Below are 19,343 nucleotides of genomic sequence, written 5' to 3'. Positions count from 1 at the left end.
GACGCCCCCGTCGGGCTCAGCGTCGAGCCCGGGATTCCGCCGGACGACTGCAGGAGCACCCAGATGACCGGATCAAGAGTTGTCGCGCTCGGCCACTACCAACCGGAACGGGTGCTCACCAACGACGAGCTGGCCACCATGGTCGAGACCAACGACGAGTGGATCCAGAGCCGGGTCGGCATCCGGGAGCGCCGGATCGCGGCTCCCGACGAGTCGGTCGACGAGATGGCCTGGCGGGCCGCCGACAAGGCGATCGCGAACGCCGGCCTGGACGTCGCCGAGATCGACTACGTGGTGGTCGCCACCTGTACCGCGATCGACCGCTCGCCGAACATCGCGGCCCGCGTCGCCGCCCGCCTCGGCCTCGGCCACCCGGCCGCCATCGACCTGAACACCGCCTGCTCCGGCTTCGCATACGCGCTGGCGACCGCCGACCAGGCGATCCGCGCGGGCGCCGCGACCAAGGCGATCGTGATCGGCGTCGAGAAGCTCAGCGACTGGACCGACTGGACCGACCGCACCACCTGCGTGCTGATCGGCGACGGCGCCGGCGCCGCGGTCCTGGTGGCCGACGAGACCGGCGACGAGCCGGGAGTCGGCCCGGTGGTCTGGGGTTCGGTGCCGGAGATGTCCGACGCGGTCCGGATCGAGGGCCGTGAGGGCCCGTTCCAGCAGGAGGGCCTGAGCGTCTTCCGCTGGGCCACCACGCAGCTGCCGCAGATCGCCCAGCAGGTCTGCGAGAAGGCCGGCCTGAAGCCCGAGGAGCTCGGCGGCGTCGTCCTGCACCAGGCGAACCTGCGGATCATCGAGCCGCTCGCGAAGCGGCTCGGCGCGGTCAACGCGGTGGTCGCCAAGGACGTCGTGGAGTCCGGCAACACCTCGGCCGCGAGCATCCCGATCGCGCTGTCGAAACTGGTCGAGAAGCGCGAGATCCCGTCCGGCGCGCCGGTGCTGCTGTTCGGATTCGGCGGCGGTCTGTCGTACGCCGGTCAGGTCATCCGCTGCCCCTGACGCGGCAGACGTCGTACCTCCGGACGCCCGCTTCACGCGGAGATCGGGCGATGCACGGTCCGGATGCACGAGCGGGTGCACGCGCACCCGCGACCGCCGGCCGGAGCGCACCCGCCGCAGCCGGCCGGGCGCCGGATATCGGCACCTACGCGCGCGCGTAACCGCATAGACTCAGGTCCCGTGGCGGCGAACACGGACAAGAACAGCACCGGCGCCCGGCTGCGCGCGACGCTCGCGGCGGTGGCGCCGGGGACCGAACTGCGCGAAGGCCTGGAACGGATCCTGCGGGGCCGGACCGGCGCCCTGATCGTGCTCGGGCACGACAAGGCCGTGGACGCGATCTCCACCGGCGGCTTCGAGATCGACGTCGAGTTCACCGCGACCGGACTCCGGGAGCTGAGCAAGATGGACGGCGCGATCGTCCTCGACCGGGACGCGACCCGGCTGATCCGCGCGGCCGTGCACCTGATGCCGGACCCGTCGATCCACACCGAGGAGACCGGCACCCGGCACCGGACCGCCGACCGGGTCGCGCGGCAGACCGGCTTCCCGGTGATCTCGGTGTCGCAGTCGATGCACATCATCGCGCTGTACGTCGACGACCAGCGCTACGTGCTCGAGGACTCCGGCGCGATCCTGTCCCGCGCCAACCAGGCGCTGGCCACCCTCGAGCGCTACAAGCTGCGTCTCGACGAGGTGTCCGGCACGCTGTCCGCGCTGGAGATCGAGGACCTGGTCACCGTCCGGGACGTCGCCGCGGTCGCGCAGCGGCTGGAGATGGTCCGCCGCATCGCCACCGAGATCGACGGGTACGTCGTCGAGCTCGGCACCGATGGCCGGCTGCTCACGCTGCAGCTCAACGAACTCGTCGCGGGCGTCGCCGGCGAACGCGAACTGGTCGTCCGCGACTACCTCCCGCCGGCCACGGGGCGCCGCGCCAAGACCGCCGACGACGTACTGCTCGAGCTCGACGCGGTCAGCGCGTCCGATCTGCTCGACATCGCCCAGGTCGCGCGGGCGCTGCAACTCGGCGGCGCCGAGCAGCTGGACGCGGCGGTCACCCCGCGCGGGTACCGGCTGCTGGCCAAGGTGCCGCGTCTGCCGGGTGCGGTGATCGATCGCCTGATCGACCACTTCGGTCACCTGCAGAAGTTGCTTGCGGCAAGCATCGACGACCTGCAGACGGTCGAAGGCGTCGGCGAGAACCGCGCCCGCACTGTCCGCGAAGGGCTCTCCCGCCTGGCCGAGTCCAGCATCCTGGAGCGCTACGTCTAGTACCTAGGCCGGGCCTTCAGACCACTTGGAAGGCCTGCTCGCCAGACGGGCGGCCGTCGTACTCAGCCTTGACGACATAGGTTCCGGGCTTGGCCACCGGTTGACCCGGCAGACAGCCAGGCCTGGACCGGTGCCCGTTCCACGGCACGGTGACGGCGGTCTGCTTGCCCTTGGCAACGACGACGGTGACGGGCTGGATCGCCTTCTCACACTGCGTCGTGCTCCAGATCAGGTCCTTGCCGGACATCACGGTCACGGTGAGCTTGGCGGCGCCGATGACAGCCTTGCACCCGTCGCCGACCGGGGACAGCTGGATGACGAAGTTCAGTACCGAGCCCGAGACGATCTTCCGGTTCGCCGGGAGCGCGTCGATGCGCAGGTCGGAGCCCTCGCAGGGCAGGTCCGTGGGCGGTGTGGTCTTCGTCGGCTTCGGGGTCGTCGTCGTCGTCGACGTCGACGTCGACGTCGACGTCGACGTCGACGTACCTGCTGTAGCAGTGGGAGTGGTGCTTGGCGCTGAGGCTGGTGGCTCGCTTGCTGGGTTCGATGCCGCAGCGTTCTTCGTGTCGTCGCCTCCGCCGGCGAAGAGCCGGGAGATCAGGATGACCAGCACCACGACGACCGCGAGCACGAGTCCCCGCCGGAACCAGTACACGCTGGCGGGCAGGTGCCCGACCGGACGGAGCAGGCTGCTCATGGAGCGCACTCTAATATCGGCTCTGTGCTAGACAGCTCAGGCTCGCCGCAGGTCCTCCACGACCCGGTGCTGCGTTGGTACGACGCCAACGCGCGGGTGCTGCCGTGGCGGGAGCCGGATGCCGGGGCGTGGGCCGTGATGGTCAGCGAGTTCATGCTGCAGCAGACACCGGTGAATCGGGTGCTGCCGGCGTACCGGAGCTGGCTGGAGCGGTGGCCGAAGCCGGTGGACCTGGCCGCAGAGGCTCCTGGTGAGGCTGTGCGGGCCTGGGACCGCCTCGGGTACCCCAGACGCGCCCTCCGGCTGCACGCGGCGGCTCAGGCGATTGTGGAGCGTCACGGCGGCGAGGTGCCGGACGACCACGCCGCACTGCTGGCACTGCCCGGTGTGGGCACCTACACGGCCGCGGCCATCGCGTCCTTCGCCTTCGGCCAGCGGCACGCGGTCGTCGACACGAACGTACGCCGGGTCCTGGCCCGAGCCCTGACCGGCGTGGCGCAGCCGAGCATCTCCCCCACCGCCGCCGACCAGCGCCTCGCAGTCAGTGCCCTTCCCGCCGACGAACGCACCGCCGCCCGCTGGGCCGTGGCCTCCATGGAGCTGGGCGCCCTCGTCTGCACCGCCCGTACGCCGCGCTGCGCCGACTGCCCCATCCAGTCCCAGTGCGCGTGGATCCTCGCCGGAAGCCCGCCGTACGACGGTCCAGCCCGCCGCGGCCAGACCTACGAAGGCACCGACCGCCAAGCCCGCGGCCGTCTCCTCGCCGTACTGCGCTCCGCGTCGGCCCCGGTCGCCAAAGCCGACCTGGACGCGTGCTGGCCGGACGCCGTCCAACGCGAACGCGCCCTCGACGGACTGGTCGCCGACGGACTGGTCGAGCCCCTGGCCCGCGCCCGCTACCGCCTGCCCGCCTGACAACCGGGCCGTGAACAAGCCGCGGGGACCTCGGACATCTGACCAGATGCCCGAGGTCCCCGTGTGCTGTCCGAGGGTGGAACCCGGATTCAGTTCTTCTTGCTGCCGGTGGTGGCGTCTTCGTCGTCGTCGGCCAGCAGGTCGAGCGGCATCGCCGGGCTGCCGGACAGCGTCGCCAGCATCTGGCGGACGTTGGTCAGCTGCGCGTTGATGCTGTCCCGGCGCTGCGTCGCGGCCGCGAGCTCGCGCTCGGACTCGGCACGGATCCGCTCGGCCTTGTCCTTCGCGGCGGCGACGATCTCCTGGGCCTGCCGGTTGGCGTCGGCCAGCTGCTGCTGCGCGAGCCGCTCGGCCTCGGACCGGGAACGGTCGGCCTCACGCTGCACCTGAGCAGCGCGGTCGGTGACGGCGGCGAGCTGCTGCTCGGCCAGGGCCGTGCGGGCGGCGAACTCCTGCTCGACCTTGCCCCGGCGCTCGGCCAGGGTGGTCTCGAAGGCGGCCGCGGCCTGCGCGGACTTGGCGCGCTCCTGCTCGTACAGCGCCTGGGCCTCGCTGCGCCGCGCGGTGGCGTCGCGCTCGGCCTCGTCGCGCATGTCGTCGGCCTGGGTCCGGGCCTCCTCGAGGATCCGGGCGGCCTCGGCGTCGACCTCGCTCTTCCAGTCCAGGGAGTACTGCTCGGCCTCCTTGCGGACCTTCTTCGCGTGCGCCTCGGCGTCGGCGACGATCGCCTCCGCGTCGGTGCGGGCGCGGGTCACCAGGTCACGGGCCTCGTCGTCGGCCAGCGACAGGATCTTCGCGACGCGCTCACCGAACTCGGTGAAGGTGGGCGTGCGGTCCTTGGTGTCCTCCTGGGCGGAGATGACGGCCGCCTCCGCCGCGTCCGTGCGGGACTGCAGCTCCTGGACGTGCCGCTGCAGCTGCTCGGACTGCTGCTGCAGGGCCGTCAGGGAGGTGGTCAGCTCACGGATGTGCTGATCCACCTGGGCAGGCTCGTAGCCACGCAGAACGGTACGGAACGGGGTTGGGCTTTCACTGCTCATGTTTTCCGATGCTCACTTCGATGGGTGGGTGGATCACACATTGTCACTGACAAGGATCTGACTGTCACGTCCTCATCCTGATTCCCCCGTGGAACCCTCACTGGAGGACATTCCACCACCTGGGCGGAACCCCGGTACAGCGAGTGCCTCGATCACACCCGAAAGCTGGGTGAGCTCCTTGGTGATCTCATCACGGCGCTGGTTCAGCGCCGCGACCCTCGCCTCGGCGTCGGCGAGAAGTTTTCGGGCCTGCGCGCGCAGGGTGTCGGAGTGCTCCCGGGCCTGGGCCTCGATCTGCTGGGCCTCCGCGCGGGACTTGCGGATCAGCTCGTGCGACTGACGTTGCGCCTCGGACAGGTCGTTGGCCGCGCGCTCCCGCAGTACCTGGGTGCTCGCCTGGGCCTCGGCCTCGCGGCGCTTCGCCCGCTCGATGATCTCGCGTGCTTCCTCGGCGGCCGTGTTCTTCAACCGGTCGGCGCGGGTCTGCGCCTGGGCGGTGACCCGCTCGGCCTCCTGCTTGGCCGAGGCCAGCGTCGCCTCCGCCTGCTCGCCGGCCGAGTACAGCGTGGTCTCGGCCAGCTGGGTCAGCTCGGCGTTCTCCCGGGCGATCGCGTCCTGGGTCTGCTTGAGCCGGCTCGTCGACCGTCCGACCACGCGGCGCAGGTGCGCGCGCTTCTGCTTGAGCAACTGGGCCGCGTCGGCGGCGGCCTGGTCGCGGATCGACTGCGCCTCGGACTCAGCGGCGGCGATCAGCTCGTCGACGGTCTTCTTGCTCCACAGGGTCTGCTTCTCGGCCTCGGCCATCGCGGCCTCGGCGGCCTTGTTCGCCTCCTCGACGATCCGCTGCGCCTCGGCGGCCGCGGTCCGGCGGTCCGCCTCGATGGAGTCGACGACCAGCTTGGCCTGCGCCCGGGCGTCGGCCATCAGCCGCTCGTTGCCCGCCTCGGCCTCGGCCTTGCGCTCGGCGATCTCCGCGACCGCCTCCGCCCGGAGCTTGTCGATCTCCAGCGAGATCGCGGCCAGCTTCGCCCGCTCGGTCTCCTCGAGCTCCGCCGTACGGCGCTCCAGCTCGGTCCGGTTCTCGCCGCGCAACCGCTCGATCTCGGCATGCGCCTCGGCGATCTCGACGCGGGACTTCTCCCGGGCCGCCTCGACCTCGCGCTCGACCGCGGCCCGCAGCTCGCCCGCCTCCGCCTCGGCCCGGGCGATCAGGTCGGCCTCGTTCCGGACGGCGGCCTGCGACACCAGCGCGGCCTGCTCACCGGCGTCGGCGACCAGCTGCTGCGCCTCCTTGCTGGCCCGCTCGACGGCCGCCTGCGCCGACTCACGAGCCATCCGGGCCTCTTCGAGCAGCTCGTCGGCGGTTTCCTTCAGCCGCGCCGCCTCGGCCTCCGCCTCCGCGATCCGCCGCTGCGCCGCAGCCTCCGACTCGGCCCGCAGACGCTCAGCGGTCGCCTGGCTCTCGGCCCGCACCTGCTCGGCCGCCGCTTCGGACTCCGCGCGGCGCTTGGCCACCTCCTCGGCGACCGTGGCCCGCAACTGCTCCGCGGCCGACTCCGACTCGGTACGCAGCCGCTCGGCGGCGGCCTCCGCGTCGTTCAGCACGCGCTGGGCGGCCGCCATGGCGTCTGCGCGGACCTTCTTGGCGTGGGCGTCGGCGTCGGCCTTCAGCCGCTCGCTCTCGGCGCGGATCCGGCTCGCCTCGTCGCGGGCGACATCGTTCTCGTGCTCGGCCTGCTCGCGCAGCGTGTCGGCGATCCGCTGGGCCCGCTCGAGCACCCCGCCCGCCTGCCGCACGCCAAAGGAACCGGTGTCGGCGACCGGTTCCTGGGTCAGCGGCAGACGCGGAGCGTCCATGCGACGAGATGATTCCATTCCCGGCCCCCTTTCCGACAGTCCGGGTCCGATCAGCGTGCTCACAGGGTTACAACGCGGTAGACAGGCGGTAGGTAACTGCCTCATCAGCAGTCGCGCGATCTTCCCATCGATCCGAAGACGAGCGGAAGCCACCTACGTACCGAAGTGATCACGCTCCGCAGGACGATACGACCATTCAGTAGCCAACGCACAAATCAGGCGTGTCCTTGATACGCCCACCCCCGCCCCCAGTACTACACCACGGCATCACGAACGGACCGGCCGCGGTGGCGTCCTGCTCGAGCCACCGCGGCCGGTCCGTCGTCTGCCGTGAATCCTCAGGTCACTTCATGCTCGCGGGCGGCGCCTTCGGGGTGTCGTCGGTCCAGCCTGAGAGCAGGACCGTGCTGTCGCCGTTCTTCCCGCCGGTGTAGCTGCTGCTCAGCAGCTTCCCGGTCTTCGGGTCGACGATCAGCCGGAGGTTCAGCGAGTACTCCGGGAAGGAGAACGCGACCGCGGTACCCGTCCGGCCGCTCAGGTCGGTGACGTTCTGCCGGACCGTGGCGCCCGGCAGGCCCGCCAGCAACCGGAAGGCGGCCGCACGGACCTTGGGCAGCGCCGGAGTGTCACTGAGCAGACTGCCGGAGAACTGTACGAGAGCCACGACGTCGTCGGCGTCAGGAGCGGTCAGCGCCTTCGTCTCGAGCAGCCGGGCCCGCAACTGCTTCGGGGTGGCAGGCAGCGCCAGCACGTCCTCCAGGGTGCTGTTCATCCCGGGGGCGGTGTAGCGGTCCGCGGCGTCCTTCATCTCGTAGAGGACGGCCTTCCCCGGCTTGGACGACAGCACCTGGTCATGCTTGTCCGCGGTGTCGGTCGGACCGGCGTTCCAGCTCGTCGGCGCTCCCGCTGTGCGCCAAGCCGCCTCGTCGGCCGGAGTGGCGGGCCGCGCGCCGAGGGAGCGCGTCCCCAACCAGGCGGTGCCGCCCTTCAGCCCGGTCCAGGTCTCGTTGACCGTCAACTCCCGCAGCTTGTAGCCACCTGGCCCGGCCGGGGCCGACCCGCAGCAGACGATCCTGCCGTCGGCCAGCACGGTCCACTCCCGGCTGTAGACCTTCCGGACCCGGAAGTAGGTACCCGTCGTCGCTTCGGCCTGCTCCTCGTGGGCCGCCGCGACCAGGAGCACGTCACCGGCCGACAGCGCCGTCGTGCCGCTCGTCGCGGGAGGCGCCGAGACGGCGGTGCCCGACCCACCCGAGGCCGAGCCATCTGTACCCGAGCCGTCTGCGGGCGAGAAGGCCAGCGGTACTGCGAGCGCGCCGATGGTGACCGCCGCGGCGACGGTGGTGAGGCCGGCCCCGGCGAACCGGCGGCGACGGGCGGCCCGCCGGCCACGGTTGAGGTCGGCCGCGACGTCGGCGTCCGTGACGACCGGGTCGGTCCCGGCGGCCTGCTCGAGAAGGTTCTTCAGATCAGTCATCGCACATGCTCCAGTGTGTCCAGGGGTTCGACGATGAGGTCGCGCAGCTTCTCCAGCCCTCGAGCGGTCTGGCTCTTGACGGTGCCCTGACTGCTGCCCATCAGCTCGGCGGCAGCGGCCACGTCCAGATCGCAGAAGTACCGCAGTACGACGGCGGCCCGTTGGCGCCTGGGCAGCCGTTCGAGCGCGGCCAGCACGGTGAGCCGATCCTCCGGCCCGGCCGCCGGCGGCATCGTCCGCCGGGGCTCGGAGACCTCGCCGGTCAATGTCTCGCGATGACGCCAGAACCGGCGCTTCTCGTCCAGGAAGACGTTGATCAGGATCTTGTCGGCGTACCGCGCCGCACCGTTCTCGGGCCGGATCGCACCCCACTTCAGGTAGAGCTTGGTCAGGGCTGTCTGGACCAGGTCCTCGGCCCAGTGCGCGTCCCCGCTGGTCAGCAGCCGGGCGATCCGCATCATCCGCCCGCGGTGGGCACTGACGTAGTCGGTGAAGTCCTGGTCGCGGTTGCTCGCCACGCGTCCTCCGGTCTTGGTTGGGCGCTTCCTCACCGTTAAGTACCGGGTGGGGCGAGCATCGGTTGCATTCCTGGAGAACCGCGGTACGACGAAGGGCCCCGCGGACGTCGTGTCCGCGGGGCCCTTCGCTGCTTGCTACCGGCTCAGCGTGTCTCAGGTGTCCTGGACACCGGTGGTGCCGCTGGGACCGCCGGTGGTGAGGTCCGTGAGCTCCAGGTCGGAGGTCGTGGACTTCTGGTTCCCGGTGAAGGTGAAGTACTCGGCCAGGCCGTCCTCGTTCACCGTGCCCTCCGGGGCCGCGTCGACCACGACGATCTGCCCGGGGCGAAGATCCCCGAACAGGATCTTCTCGGCCAGCACGTCCTCCACGTCGCGCTGCAGTGCGCGGCGCAGCGGGCGGGCGCCCAGGACCGGGTCGAAGCCGCGCTTCGCGACGAGTTCCTTCGCCGCCGGCGTGAGCTCGATGCCCATGTCCCGGTCCTTCAGCCGCTCCTCGATCTGGGCCACCATCAGGTCGACGATCTTCACGATCGCGTCCATGTCGTGCTGGTGGAAGACCACGATCTCGTCGACGCGGTTCAGGAACTCCGGCCGGAAGTGCTGCTTGAGCTCCTCGGTGACCTTGGCCTTCATCTTCTCGTACGACGTGGTGGTGTCGTTCGCCTGCGAGAAGCCGAGGCTCACCGCCCTGGCGATGTCCTTGGTGCCGAGGTTCGTGGTCATGATGATCACGGTGTTCTTGAAGTCGACCACGCGGCCCTGGGCGTCGGTCAGACGACCCTCGTCCAGGATCTGCAGCAGCGAGTTGAAGATGTCCGGGTGGGCCTTCTCCACCTCGTCGAACAGCACCACGCTGAACGGCTTGCGGCGCACCTTCTCGGTCAGCTGGCCACCCTCTTCGTAGCCGACGTACCCAGGCGGGGAGCCGAACAGCCGGGAGGCCGTGTGCTTCTCCGAGTACTCCGACATGTCGAGGCTGATCAGTGCGTTCTCGTCACCGAACAGGAACTCGGTCAGCGCCTTCGACAGCTCGGTCTTACCGACACCGGACGGGCCGGCGAAGATGAACGAGCCGCTCGGGCGGCGCGGGTCCTTCAGGCCGGCGCGGGTCCGCCGGATCGAGCGGGACAGCGCCTTGACCGCGTCGGTCTGGCCGATGTAGCGCTTGGCCAGCTCCTTCTCCATGTCCAGCAGCCGCGAGGACTCCTCCTCGGTCAGCTTGAAGACCGGGATGCCGGTCGCCGTGCTGAGCACCTCGGCGATCAGCTCCTCGTCGACCTCGGCGACGACGTCCATGTCGCCGGCCTTCCACTGCTTCTCACGCTCGGACTTCGCGTTGATCAGCTTCTTCTCGTCGTCCCGCAGCCGGGCGGCGCGCTCGAAGTCCTGCGCGTCGATCGCCGACTCCTTCTCCCGGCGCACGGTCGCGATCTTCTCGTCGAACTCGCGCAGGTCCGGCGGCGCGGTCATCCGGCGGATCCGGAGCCGGGCACCGGCCTCGTCGATCAGGTCGATCGCCTTGTCCGGCAGGAACCGGTCCGAGATGTACCGGTCGGCCATCTGCGCGGCGTTCACCAGCGCGGCGTCGGTGATCGTCACCCGGTGGTGCGCCTCGTACCGGTCGCGGAGGCCCTTGAGGATCTCGATCGTGTGCGCGATCGAGGGCTCGGCCACCTGGATCGGCTGGAAGCGGCGCTCCAGCGCGGCGTCCTTCTCGACGTACTTGCGGTACTCGTCGAGGGTGGTGGCGCCGATCGTCTGCAGCTCGCCACGGGCCAGCATCGGCTTCAGGATGCTCGCGGCGTCGATCGCGCCCTCGGCCGCGCCGGCCCCGACGAGGGTGTGGATCTCGTCGATGAACAGCACGATGTCGCCGCGGGTGCGGATCTCCTTGAGCACCTTCTTCAGGCGTTCCTCGAAGTCGCCGCGGTAGCGCGAACCGGCCACCAGGGCGCCCAGGTCGAGGGAGTAGATCTGCTTGTCCTTCAGCGTCTCCGGGACGTCACCGCGGACGATCTGCTGGGCCAGACCTTCCACGATGGCGGTCTTGCCGACGCCCGGCTCACCGATCAGGACAGGGTTGTTCTTGGTACGGCGGGACAGCACCTGCATGACCCGCTCGATCTCGGTCTCGCGCCCGATCACCGGGTCGAGCTTCGCCTCACGAGCGGACTGGGTGTAGTTCCTGCCGAACTGGTCGAGCACCAGGGAGCTGCTGGGCGCACCCTCGGTGGGGGCACCACCGGCGGCGGTCGTCTCCTTGCCCTGGTACCCGCTCAGCAGCTGGATGACCTGCTGCCGGACCTTGTTCAGGTCCGCGCCGAGCTTGACCAGGACCTGCGCAGCGACACCCTCACCCTCGCGGATGAGGCCGAGCAGGATGTGCTCGGTGCCGATGTAGTTGTGGCCCAGTTGCAGGGCCTCGCGCAGGGAGAGCTCCAGCACCTTCTTGGCGCGGGGGGTGAACGGGATGTGCCCGCTCGGAGCCTGCTGTCCCTGGCCGATGATCTCCTCGACCTGGGAGCGGACAGCCTCGAGCGAGATACCCAGGCTCTCGAGAGCCTTGGCGGCGACACCCTCACCCTCGTGGATCAGGCCGAGCAGGATGTGCTCGGTCCCGATGTAGTTGTGGCTGAGCATCCTGGCCTCTTCCTGAGCCAGGACGACTACCCGACGGGCGCGGTCCGTAAATCGTTCAAACATCGCCAAAGCGCTCCTTGCCTCAGAGGAGTCGGACGTGCCGTGTAGGCCGACCCCCGTACATGCATGCTAGTCCCCGGTGCCGACAGGCTCGCTCTCGGCGAACACCCGATCACGCTTCCACCGGCCGAATGGGCGGCATCACAAGGGAACAACCGCGCAGATCTCCAGCGTGTTCCCGCGTGGCCCGGATCCGGGAGCGTGTTCGCCACCAGCGAATTTCGCCGAACTACCTTCCTGGTCAGTCACCAGGTCCGACACGCCGTGTCCCACTCTGTGAAACAACCGGAATGCGGACGCGGGGAGCGAAGCTCCCCCATGACATGCCAGAGACGAAGTGGTCCGCGCTCTTTGCGGACACACCTCGCCTCTCGAATCTGGCTACTTGGCTTCGTTGTACGCCGCGCGCACCTCGGCGGAGATCCGGCCGCGCTCGCTGACCTCGTAACCGTTCTCCTTGGCCCAGGCCCGGATGTCCGCGGAGTCCGACGCCGACCGGCCACGGCCGCGGGACCGGCCCGCCGCACCCCGGCGGCCGGACACCCGGCGCCCGGAGCCGACGTAGGCCGCGAGGGCGTCGCGCAACTTGGCGGCGTTCTTCTTGGACAGATCGATCTCGTAGGTCGTTCCGTCCAGCCCGAAAGTGACGGTCTCGTCGGCCTTACCGCCGTCGAGATCGTCCTCGAGAACCACCTGAACCCTTTGCGCCATCGATGACACCTTTCCGCGCCCGCCATCGGGCACAATCCCCCTGCCGAATTGTTAGCAACTGATTTGTACCGCACAAACCGGCTTCGTGTCATTCATCGACGCTCTGCAGTCGTGGTGACCTTGAGTATTCATCCGATCCGAAACCGGCTGGACCGGAATGAATTCTACCCCGGGATTTGCAGTGGCCGTCCGTTGTGCTATGCAACGACCTGCCCGAAGGAATCCGGAATCACTCCGGCCGCAGCAACGGGAACAGAATCGTCTCCCGGATACCGGTGCCGGTGAGCAACATCACCAGGCGGTCCAGGCCCATCCCCATCCCGCCGGCCGGCGGCATCCCGAATTCCATCGCGCGCAGGAAGTCCTCGTCGAGATCCATCGCCTCCGGGTCGCCCGCGGCGGCCAGCAAGGACTGCGCCACCAGGCGATCGCGCTGGATCACCGGGTCGTTCAGCTCCGAGTACGCGACCCCGAGTTCGACGCCGTTGAAGAACAGGTCCCAGGCCTCGACCAGCCCCGGAATTTCCCGGTGCGGCTTCGCCAGCGGCCGCGCCGACTCCGGATAGTCGCGGACAAAGGTGGGCTGGATCAGCGTGTGTTCGCACAGCTTCTCGAACAAGTCGACGGCGATCTCACCGGCATTCCGGCCGGGTTGCAGCTCGACGTCGTGCTGTTCGGCGAGCTTGGTCAGCGTGGCCAGGTCGGTGCTCGCGTCGACGCTCTCACCGACCGCTTCGGAGAGCAGCCCGAAAAGCGTCGCGTGCTGGAACGGCTGCTCGACGTCGATGGTCGAACCGTCGCGCCCGGTGATCGTCGTACGACCGATCGCACGGCCCGCGTTCCGGATCAGCTCCTGGATCAGCTCGGCCATCGTGTCGTAATCGCCGTACGCCTCGTACGCCTCGATCATCGAGAATTCCGCGGAGTGGGTGGAGTCCAGCCCCTCGTTACGGAACGTCCGGCCGATCTCGTAGACCCGGTCGACGCCGCCGATCATCGCCCGCTTGAGGTCGAGCTCGAGCGCGATCCGCAGCTTCATCTCCTGGTCGAACGCGTTCAGGTGCGTCGAGAACGGCCGGGCCGCGGCGCCGCCGTTGGTCAGCTGCAGCACCGGCGTCTCGACCTCGACGAAGCCGCGCTCGTCGTACGTCGCGCGCAGCGCCTTCAGGACGGCCGCCTTGGCGCGCACCATCTCGCGCGCCTCGGGCCGGACGATCAGGTCGACGTACCGCAACCGGACCCGCGCCTCTTCGCTGAGCGGCTTGTGCTCGTTCGGCAGCGGGCGGAGCGTCTTCGCGGCCATCTGCCAGGCGGTCGCCTGCACGGACAGCTCACCGCGCCGGCTGGTGATCACCTCGCCCTGGACCGACAGCAGGTCGCCGATGTCGACGAGCTGCTTGAACCGGGCCAGCTCCTCCTCGCCCAGGTCGGCCAGCGACAGCATCACCTGCAGCTCGGTCCCGTCCCCCTCGCGGAGCCGGACGAAGCACAGCTTGCCGGTGTTGCGCAGGAAGATCACCCGGCCGGCCACCGCGACCTGCTCGCCGGTCCGCGTGTCGGGCTCCAGCTCCTGAGCGTCGTACTTCGCCCGCAGGTCCTTCAGCAGGTGCGTCCGGGCCACCGAGATCGGGTACGGCTGCACACCCTCCGCCAGCAGGCGGTCACGCTTCTCCCGGCGGACCCGCATCTGCTCGGGCAGGTCGTCCTGCCCGCTGTCGGGGTTCACCGGGTCCACGTGTGTATCAGTCATGCCTTAAGGCTAGTGACTGACCACCTCCAGCTCCGAATCCTTTGTTCGTACGACGAGCACGCCGACGACCGCGGCGGCCACGGCGCAGGCCGCCCCGCAGGCTACGAACGTCCCGCGCGGACCGAGCAGCGCACCGGCCAGCCCGCCGAGCAGCATCGCGAGAATGCTGAACGACCGGACCGTCCCGTTCAGGGCGGCGATCACCCGGCCGCGGACCGCCTCGGCCGACCTGGTGACCACGAGCGCGCTGGTGGCCGCGTTCAGCGTCCCGCTGCCGACGCCGATCGCCGTGGCGCCGATCATCAGCGTCACGAAGTTCCCGGCCAGGCCCATCAGCACACAGGCTCCGCCGATCGCGGCCATTCCGGCGACGACGCCCCCGGACCGGGCCCGATCGCCGTTCAGCCGCCCGCTGTACCAGGCCCCGAAGATCGCACCGGCGCCGGTTGCCGCGCCCGCGGCGCCGTACAGCTCGGGCCCGAGGCCGAGCTCGCCGGTGATCAGGAAGACCTCCACGACGTTGACCGCCTCGCCGACGAGGACGAACAGCCACAGCGCCGGCACGAGGATCCGCAGTACGCCGTCCCCGAAGATCGACCGCAGCCCGGCCGATACCCCACCGCGCTCGCGCGCCGCCCCCGGCTCCGGGCGCCGCCGCGTCCGCACCAGGGCCGCGACCACTACCAGGACCAGGAACGTCGCGGCGTCGACGAGCAGGGCACCGCGGCTGCCGGCCATCCCGACCAGCAGGCCACCGGCGGCCGAGCCGGCCAGCGTGGCGACTCCGATCAGCGCCTGGCTGGTCCCGGTACTGCGGCCGACCAGCTCCTCACCGACGATGCGCGGGATCAGCGCACCCCAGGCCGGACCCGCGACCGCCTGGCCGAGCTGCAGCACGCACACCAGGGCCAGCGTGTGCACCAGGTCGTGCACGAACGCCAGCCCGACGCCGGCCGCCACCTGCAGCAGCCCCGACCAGACCAGGACGGTACGGGAGTCGTAGCCGTCCACGATCCGCCCCGCGAACGGGATCATCGCGACGGTCGGTACGGCGAACGCGAGCAGCAGCGCCGTGACCGCGGCCGGGCCGTGACCTTCGGAGACGCGCAGCATCAGCGCGATCAACGCGATCGAGTCGCCCGCGTACGACAGCGCCCGGGCGGGCAGCACCAGCCGGATGTCCCGGTAGGACCAGATCGAAGTCTGAAGTGTTTGCTTCACGATTATGAAGTAAACACTTCACATTTCCGGCCGTCAAGGCGTTCGCTACGCTGAGCCCGTGGCGAAGAAGAAGCGGCTGGTCATCACCGATCCCCGGGCGATCCGCGCCCTCGCCCACCCGGCCCGGCAACTCGTCATCGACGAGCTGTTCAACGGAAAGGTGCTGACCGCGACGGAATGCGCGGAGCTGGCCGGGCTGACGCCGTCCGCGATGAGCTACCACCTGCGCGCCCTGGAGAAGTGGGGCATCATCCAGCGCGCCGACGAGTCCGCGGACGGCCGCGAGCGCCCCTGGCGGGCACCGGCCGCGAGCCTGGTGATCTCGTCGCAGTCCACCGGCGCCGGGCGGCTGGCGAGCCAGGCGATGATCAAGACCGCGATGGACGCGGTCCTCGACCAGTTCGTGGACATGGACGCCGACGACCCGTGGGACGACGTGAGTTCGATGAGCCGGTCGCGGTTGTGGCTCACCCACGACGAGGCGCAACGGTTCAACCAGGAGCTCAACGACCTCGTCGACCGCTTCAAGAAGACCCGTTCGGCGAGCAGCCATCCGGCCGGCGCGCGTGAGGTGACCTCGCTGATCGCCGTCGTACCGACAGGGGATCCGCCGGAAGGCAGCTGAACCGTTAGCTCCAGATCCGCGTATGTCGGAGTACCTTCGAAACAAGAGGTACTTTTCCGCCGCCGGGTGGTCGCCATGCAGTCCTGGATCTTGTGGTTGATCGTCGCCGCTGCTCTCGGCACGGCCGAGTTGATGACGGCGACCTTGGACCTGCTCCTGCTCGCCGTCGCCGCGCTGGCCGCGGCCGGGGTCGCCGGGCTCGGCCTCGGCATCGCGTTCCAGGTGCTTGCCTTCGCCATCACCGCCGTCGCGATGGTGACGCTGGTCCGGCCGGTCGCGCGCCGGCATCTGACCGGGCATCCCAAGCTGCGGACAGGTGTCGCAGCGCTGGTCGGCCGCGAGGCGGTCGTGCTCGCGCCCTGTGACCGCGACGACGGCCGGGTCCGGATCGGCGGTGAGGAGTGGAGCGCCCGCTCCTACGACCCCGATCTGCACATTCCCGCGGGCACCCGGGTCGACGTGTTCGCCATCGAGGGGGCCACCGCCCTCGTTCATCCTCAGGAGGAACCATGGCCGAACTGATCATCGGACTGGTCGTCGCGCTGCTCGCCGTCGTCCTGGTACTGCGGACCGTACGGATCGTGCCGCAGGCGCGGGCCAGCAACGTCGAACGCCTCGGCCGGTACCTGCGCACGCTCGAACCCGGGCTGAACATCGTGATCCCGTTCGTCGACCGCCCCCGGCAGCTCATCGACCTGCGCGAGCAGGTGGTCTCGTTCGAGCCCAACTCGGTGATCACCGAGGACAACCTGGTCGTCCACATCGACACGGTCCTGTACTTCCAGGTCACCGATCCGCGCGCGGCGGCGTACGAGATCCAGAACTACATCCAGGCGATCGAGCAGCTGACCGTCACCACGCTCCGGAACGTGATCGGTGCGCTCGACCTGGAGAAGACGCTGACGTCACGCGAGCACATCAACTCGATCCTCCGCGGTGTCCTCGACGAGGCCTCCGGCAAGTGGGGGATCCGGGTGAACCGGGTCGAGCTGAAGGCCATCGAGCCGCCGGGATCGATCAAGGAGTCGATGGAGAAGCAGATGCGGGCGGAGCGGGAGAAGCGCGCCGCGATCCTCAACGCCGAGGGCGTCCGGCAGTCCCGGATCCTGACCGCGGAGGGCGACCGCCAGGCCGCGATCCTGCGCGCCGAGGGCCAGGCGAAGGCGATCGACACGGTCTTCGACGCGATCCACCGCAACGACCCGGACCCGAAGCTGCTCGCCTACCAGTACCTGCAGATGCTCCCGGAACTGGCCAAGGGCCCCGGCAACACCTTCTGGGTGATCCCGTCCGAGGTCACCTCCGCGCTGCAGAGCGTCACCAAGGCGTTCACCGGCGAGGCTGGGAAGATCGGGTCGGAGGTCGGGTCGGAGGTCGGCTCGGAGAACGGCCACGACCCTGAAATCTCCCGGAGTTAGTTGCCCGATCACCAAATCAGTTGTCCCACGATGTCACCATGGGTGCATGGGGGAACCTCTGCTGATCGCGCAAGCGATCGCCATTCCGACCGGGGTGGCCGTACTCGCGTACTTGGTGGTCGGACTCGTCATCGGTGTGGAGAGCATGGGGGTGCCGCTCCCCGGCGAGACCACGCTCATTGCGGCCGCGCTGCTTGCCTCGCAGCAGCACCAGCTGCGGATCGAGTTCGTGATCCTGGCCGCCGCGACCGGGGCGATCATCGGCGACTCGATCGGGTACTACATCGGCCGCAAGGCGGGCCGCCGGTTGTTCGAGCGGCTCGGCCGGCGGTTCCATCACTTCTCCGAAGAGCGGATCGTCCGTGCCGAGAAGTACTTCCACAAGTACGGCGTCTGGACGGTGTTCTTCGGCCGCTTCGTCGCCCTGCTGCGGATCTTCGCGGGCCCGATGGCCGGCATGCTGCGGATGCACTACCCGCGGTTCCTGGTCGCCAACGCCGCCGGCGGGATCGTCTGGGCGACCACGATCGGCGTGGTGGCGTACCAGATCGGCGACAACGCCGACCAGATCTTCGGCCGGTTGTCGATCGGCGCCGCGATCGCGGTCGCGGTTGCCGCCGTCGCGCTGTACGTCGTCCACCGGATCCGCAAGCGCCGCCGTGAGCAGACCGACGACCTCCCCGGTGAGGCGCCCGGGGCCGGGGCGCTCGAATCAGCGGACGTGTAGCTGCAGCTGCGCCGTGGTCGTCCCGTCGATCGGCCGGCCGAACATCATCGCGCCGGGAATCACGAACCGGTAGACGAAGTCGCCGGGCTGCGCGGCCGTGAACGCCAGCGACGCCTGCCCCTTGCGCATCGGCAGCGCCTTCGAGTTCACCCACCGGCGCGTCTGCCGGTTCCAGGCCTGCAGCATCACGGTCGTGTTCATGGCCGGCTTCACGGTCGCGAACACCGTCACCGACGTACCGCGCTTCTTCGCGGTCTCGCCGCCGACGAACCCGGCCGACGCGACCCGGACCACGCTCTTCGTGTACGCCGGCTTGCTGGTCGAGGTGCCCGTGAACATCGCGCCCTTGGTGTTCACCGGCACGGTGATCTTGTACGGCCGGCTGCCACCGGTCGGCACGGGGATGTCGTAATACCCGCCCGCGGTGGTCGCGCCGCGCGCCGCCGGGGTCCAGCGCGCACCCGGGGTGACCTGCGTGAGCACCACGACCGGCACACCGGACGGGGTCGCCCGCTTGCTCGTGCACGGTGTCTCGAGCTCGCAGCCGACCTGGTGCAGGATGACCCGCCCGCGGACCCGGATCGGCACACTGAACTGGGCCCGCGCGGGGACGGCGGCGTTGATCGTGCTGGTCAGCCCGAGCACCTGCCCGCCGATCCGGGTGCTCCACTCGTTCTGCGTCCGGAGCTCGAAGACGTACGGCGGTTTGATGCTCTTGATCAGCTGCCGGTTCGCGGTCGTCGCCGGGCCGATCGCCTTCAGCATCGCGCCGGGCCGGCCGATCATCGGCACGTACCGCTGGGTCTTCTTGCCGCGCACGTCGAGCGGGTCGTTCGGCGTGAAGTCCTGCGGCGCCACCGGCACCGACCACTTGATCATCACGCCGCGGCCCTGCGGCGCCACGGTCGCGGCGCTCGGACGCACCGGGCCGTCGGTGTCGAACACCGCCGACCGGGTGAGCTTGCTGGTCACGCCGCCCTGCGACGTACCGGTCGCGACCGCGATCTTGTAGTTGCCGTCCGGCGGGAACGCCGAGGTCGGGATCTCCCAGCGGTTCGGGTCGCCGGCCGGGATGTACTTGACGTACGACGGGCTCTCGCTGAGCACGCCCTCGATCGTGATCCGGTTCGGCCGGGCGGTGTCCTGCCAGGTGACCAGGACCGCGGCCCGCCCCTTCGGAGCCCAGGCGACCTTCACGTCGGTCGGCGCCGGGTCCGAGGCGCACGCGGTCAGCGAGGCCGTCCCCGCCACCACCGCCGCCGCTACGGCGATCAACCGCCGCATCCCGACCACCCCTTGTCTCCTCACGACCGACCGGGTGAACCATACCCAGTCACAGGTACCCCTCCCGCACAGCCGTTGCCGGATCGGTATCCCGCACCTACCGTGAGGAGAGCCACA

Annotated in this window: 17 protein-coding genes; 7 read left to right on the top strand and 10 right to left on the bottom strand. The window is 69.8% G+C overall.

Going from position 1 to position 19,343, the window contains the following annotated elements:
* The first annotated feature begins 63 nt into the window (after window positions 1-63).
* Both BJY22_RS09455 and disA read left to right on the top strand, forming a co-directional pair.
* A complete protein-coding gene (locus BJY22_RS09455) occupies window positions 64-1,011 on the top strand; it encodes a beta-ketoacyl-ACP synthase III (RefSeq protein WP_167205355.1) in 948 nt (315 codons plus the stop codon).
* Between the two features lie 180 nt (window positions 1,012-1,191).
* Window positions 1,192-2,286, top strand: coding sequence for a DNA integrity scanning diadenylate cyclase DisA (disA, locus tag BJY22_RS09450; RefSeq protein ID WP_337758426.1), 1,095 nt, complete (start codon window positions 1,192-1,194; stop codon window positions 2,284-2,286).
* A 16-nt stretch (window positions 2,287-2,302) separates the two neighbouring features.
* On the opposite strand, the gene BJY22_RS09445 is transcribed toward disA, so the two are convergent.
* Entirely contained in the window at window positions 2,303-2,983 is a 681-nt protein-coding gene (locus BJY22_RS09445) for a hypothetical protein (protein ID WP_167205354.1), read from the bottom strand.
* A gap of 24 nt (window positions 2,984-3,007) precedes the next feature.
* Here BJY22_RS09445 and BJY22_RS09440 point away from each other — a divergent pair, with 24 nt between their 5' ends.
* Entirely contained in the window at window positions 3,008-3,898 is an 891-nt protein-coding gene (locus BJY22_RS09440) for an HhH-GPD family protein (RefSeq protein ID WP_337758425.1), read from the top strand.
* 89 nt (window positions 3,899-3,987) lie between these two features.
* On the opposite strand, the gene BJY22_RS09435 is transcribed toward BJY22_RS09440, so the two are convergent.
* From BJY22_RS09435 to BJY22_RS09400, 8 genes are all read right to left on the bottom strand, one after another.
* Window positions 3,988-4,938 carry a DivIVA domain-containing protein gene (locus BJY22_RS09435; RefSeq protein ID WP_167205351.1) on the bottom strand — a complete coding sequence of 317 codons (951 nt, stop codon included), beginning with the start codon at window positions 4,936-4,938 and terminating at the stop codon, window positions 3,988-3,990.
* A 72-nt stretch (window positions 4,939-5,010) separates the two neighbouring features.
* Window positions 5,011-6,795 carry a coiled-coil domain-containing protein gene (locus tag BJY22_RS09430; RefSeq protein ID WP_238350327.1) on the bottom strand — a complete coding sequence of 595 codons (1,785 nt, stop codon included), beginning with the start codon at window positions 6,793-6,795 and terminating at the stop codon, window positions 5,011-5,013.
* A gap of 343 nt (window positions 6,796-7,138) precedes the next feature.
* Complete coding sequence (locus BJY22_RS09425; RefSeq protein WP_167205348.1) at window positions 7,139-8,272, bottom strand: CU044_5270 family protein; 1,134 nt, start codon at window positions 8,270-8,272, stop codon at window positions 7,139-7,141.
* Window positions 8,269-8,790 carry a SigE family RNA polymerase sigma factor gene (locus tag BJY22_RS09420; RefSeq protein WP_167205347.1) on the bottom strand — a complete coding sequence of 174 codons (522 nt, stop codon included), beginning with the start codon at window positions 8,788-8,790 and terminating at the stop codon, window positions 8,269-8,271. The genes BJY22_RS09425 and BJY22_RS09420 overlap by 4 nt, the downstream gene beginning before the upstream one ends.
* Window positions 8,791-8,943: 153 nt before the next feature.
* Entirely contained in the window at window positions 8,944-11,493 is a 2,550-nt protein-coding gene (locus tag BJY22_RS09415) for an ATP-dependent Clp protease ATP-binding subunit (protein WP_167205345.1), read from the bottom strand.
* A 378-nt stretch (window positions 11,494-11,871) separates the two neighbouring features.
* Window positions 11,872-12,201 carry a histone-like nucleoid-structuring protein Lsr2 gene (locus BJY22_RS09410; protein WP_167205343.1) on the bottom strand — a complete coding sequence of 110 codons (330 nt, stop codon included), beginning with the start codon at window positions 12,199-12,201 and terminating at the stop codon, window positions 11,872-11,874.
* Between the two features lie 229 nt (window positions 12,202-12,430).
* Window positions 12,431-13,951, bottom strand: a complete 1,521-nt coding sequence (gene lysS / locus BJY22_RS09405) for a lysine--tRNA ligase (protein WP_167205341.1) — start codon at window positions 13,949-13,951, stop codon at window positions 12,431-12,433.
* 9 nt (window positions 13,952-13,960) lie between these two features.
* The gene (locus BJY22_RS09400; protein WP_167205339.1) at window positions 13,961-15,172 is read right to left on the bottom strand and encodes an MFS transporter; all 1,212 of its coding nucleotides are present in this window, start codon (window positions 15,170-15,172) and stop codon (window positions 13,961-13,963) included.
* Window positions 15,173-15,230: 58 nt separating this feature from the next.
* Between BJY22_RS09400 and BJY22_RS41000 the strand changes: the two genes are divergently transcribed.
* From BJY22_RS41000 to BJY22_RS09380, 4 genes are all read left to right on the top strand, one after another.
* Window positions 15,231-15,797 (top strand): ArsR family transcriptional regulator, encoded by a 567-nt coding sequence (locus BJY22_RS41000; RefSeq protein WP_202891049.1) that lies wholly within the window; start codon window positions 15,231-15,233, stop codon window positions 15,795-15,797.
* 75 nt (window positions 15,798-15,872) lie between these two features.
* Window positions 15,873-16,319: an NfeD family protein gene (locus tag BJY22_RS09390; protein ID WP_167205337.1), complete on the top strand. Its 447-nt coding sequence runs from the start codon at window positions 15,873-15,875 to the stop codon at window positions 16,317-16,319.
* Complete coding sequence (locus BJY22_RS09385; protein ID WP_238350326.1) at window positions 16,307-17,215, top strand: SPFH domain-containing protein; 909 nt, start codon at window positions 16,307-16,309, stop codon at window positions 17,213-17,215. Before BJY22_RS09390 ends, BJY22_RS09385 begins: the two co-directional genes overlap by 13 nt.
* Before the next feature lie 46 nt (window positions 17,216-17,261).
* On the top strand, window positions 17,262-17,942 hold the full coding sequence (locus tag BJY22_RS09380) for a DedA family protein (RefSeq protein WP_167205335.1): 681 nt from the start codon (window positions 17,262-17,264) through the stop codon (window positions 17,940-17,942).
* Here BJY22_RS09380 and BJY22_RS09375 read toward each other — a convergent pair.
* Window positions 17,928-19,226 carry a hypothetical protein gene (locus BJY22_RS09375; protein WP_202891048.1) on the bottom strand — a complete coding sequence of 433 codons (1,299 nt, stop codon included), beginning with the start codon at window positions 19,224-19,226 and terminating at the stop codon, window positions 17,928-17,930. The genes BJY22_RS09380 and BJY22_RS09375 overlap by 15 nt on opposite strands.
* Window positions 19,227-19,343 lie beyond the last annotated feature (117 nt).

Origin of the sequence: Kribbella shirazensis, assembly GCF_011761605.1 — a bacterium.
Lineage (GTDB): Bacteria > Actinomycetota > Actinomycetes > Propionibacteriales > Kribbellaceae > Kribbella > Kribbella shirazensis.
The sequence above is the reverse complement of the archived record's forward strand: the minus strand, read 5'-3'. Positions and strand labels throughout refer to the sequence as shown.

Coding starts and splice junctions, on each gene's coding strand:
- BJY22_RS09455 (WP_167205355.1), top strand. CDS start 64: ATGACCGGATCAAGAGTTGTCGCGCTCGGCCACTACCAACCGGAACGG.
- BJY22_RS09445 (WP_167205354.1), bottom strand. CDS start 2,983: ATGAGCAGCCTGCTCCGTCCGGTCGGGCACCTGCCCGCCAGCGTGTAC.
- BJY22_RS09435 (WP_167205351.1), bottom strand. CDS start 4,938: ATGAGCAGTGAAAGCCCAACCCCGTTCCGTACCGTTCTGCGTGGCTAC.
- BJY22_RS09430 (WP_238350327.1), bottom strand. CDS start 6,795: ATGGACGCTCCGCGTCTGCCGCTGACCCAGGAACCGGTCGCCGACACC.
- BJY22_RS09425 (WP_167205348.1), bottom strand. CDS start 8,272: ATGACTGATCTGAAGAACCTTCTCGAGCAGGCCGCCGGGACCGACCCG.
- BJY22_RS09415 (WP_167205345.1), bottom strand. CDS start 11,493: ATGTTTGAACGATTTACGGACCGCGCCCGTCGGGTAGTCGTCCTGGCT.
- BJY22_RS09410 (WP_167205343.1), bottom strand. CDS start 12,201: ATGGCGCAAAGGGTTCAGGTGGTTCTCGAGGACGATCTCGACGGCGGT.
- lysS (WP_167205341.1), bottom strand. CDS start 13,951: ATGACTGATACACACGTGGACCCGGTGAACCCCGACAGCGGGCAGGAC.
- BJY22_RS09390 (WP_167205337.1), top strand. CDS start 15,873: ATGCAGTCCTGGATCTTGTGGTTGATCGTCGCCGCTGCTCTCGGCACG.
- BJY22_RS09385 (WP_238350326.1), top strand. CDS start 16,307: ATGGCCGAACTGATCATCGGACTGGTCGTCGCGCTGCTCGCCGTCGTC.
- BJY22_RS09380 (WP_167205335.1), top strand. CDS start 17,262: ATGGGGGAACCTCTGCTGATCGCGCAAGCGATCGCCATTCCGACCGGG.
- BJY22_RS09375 (WP_202891048.1), bottom strand. CDS start 19,226: ATGCGGCGGTTGATCGCCGTAGCGGCGGCGGTGGTGGCGGGGACGGCC.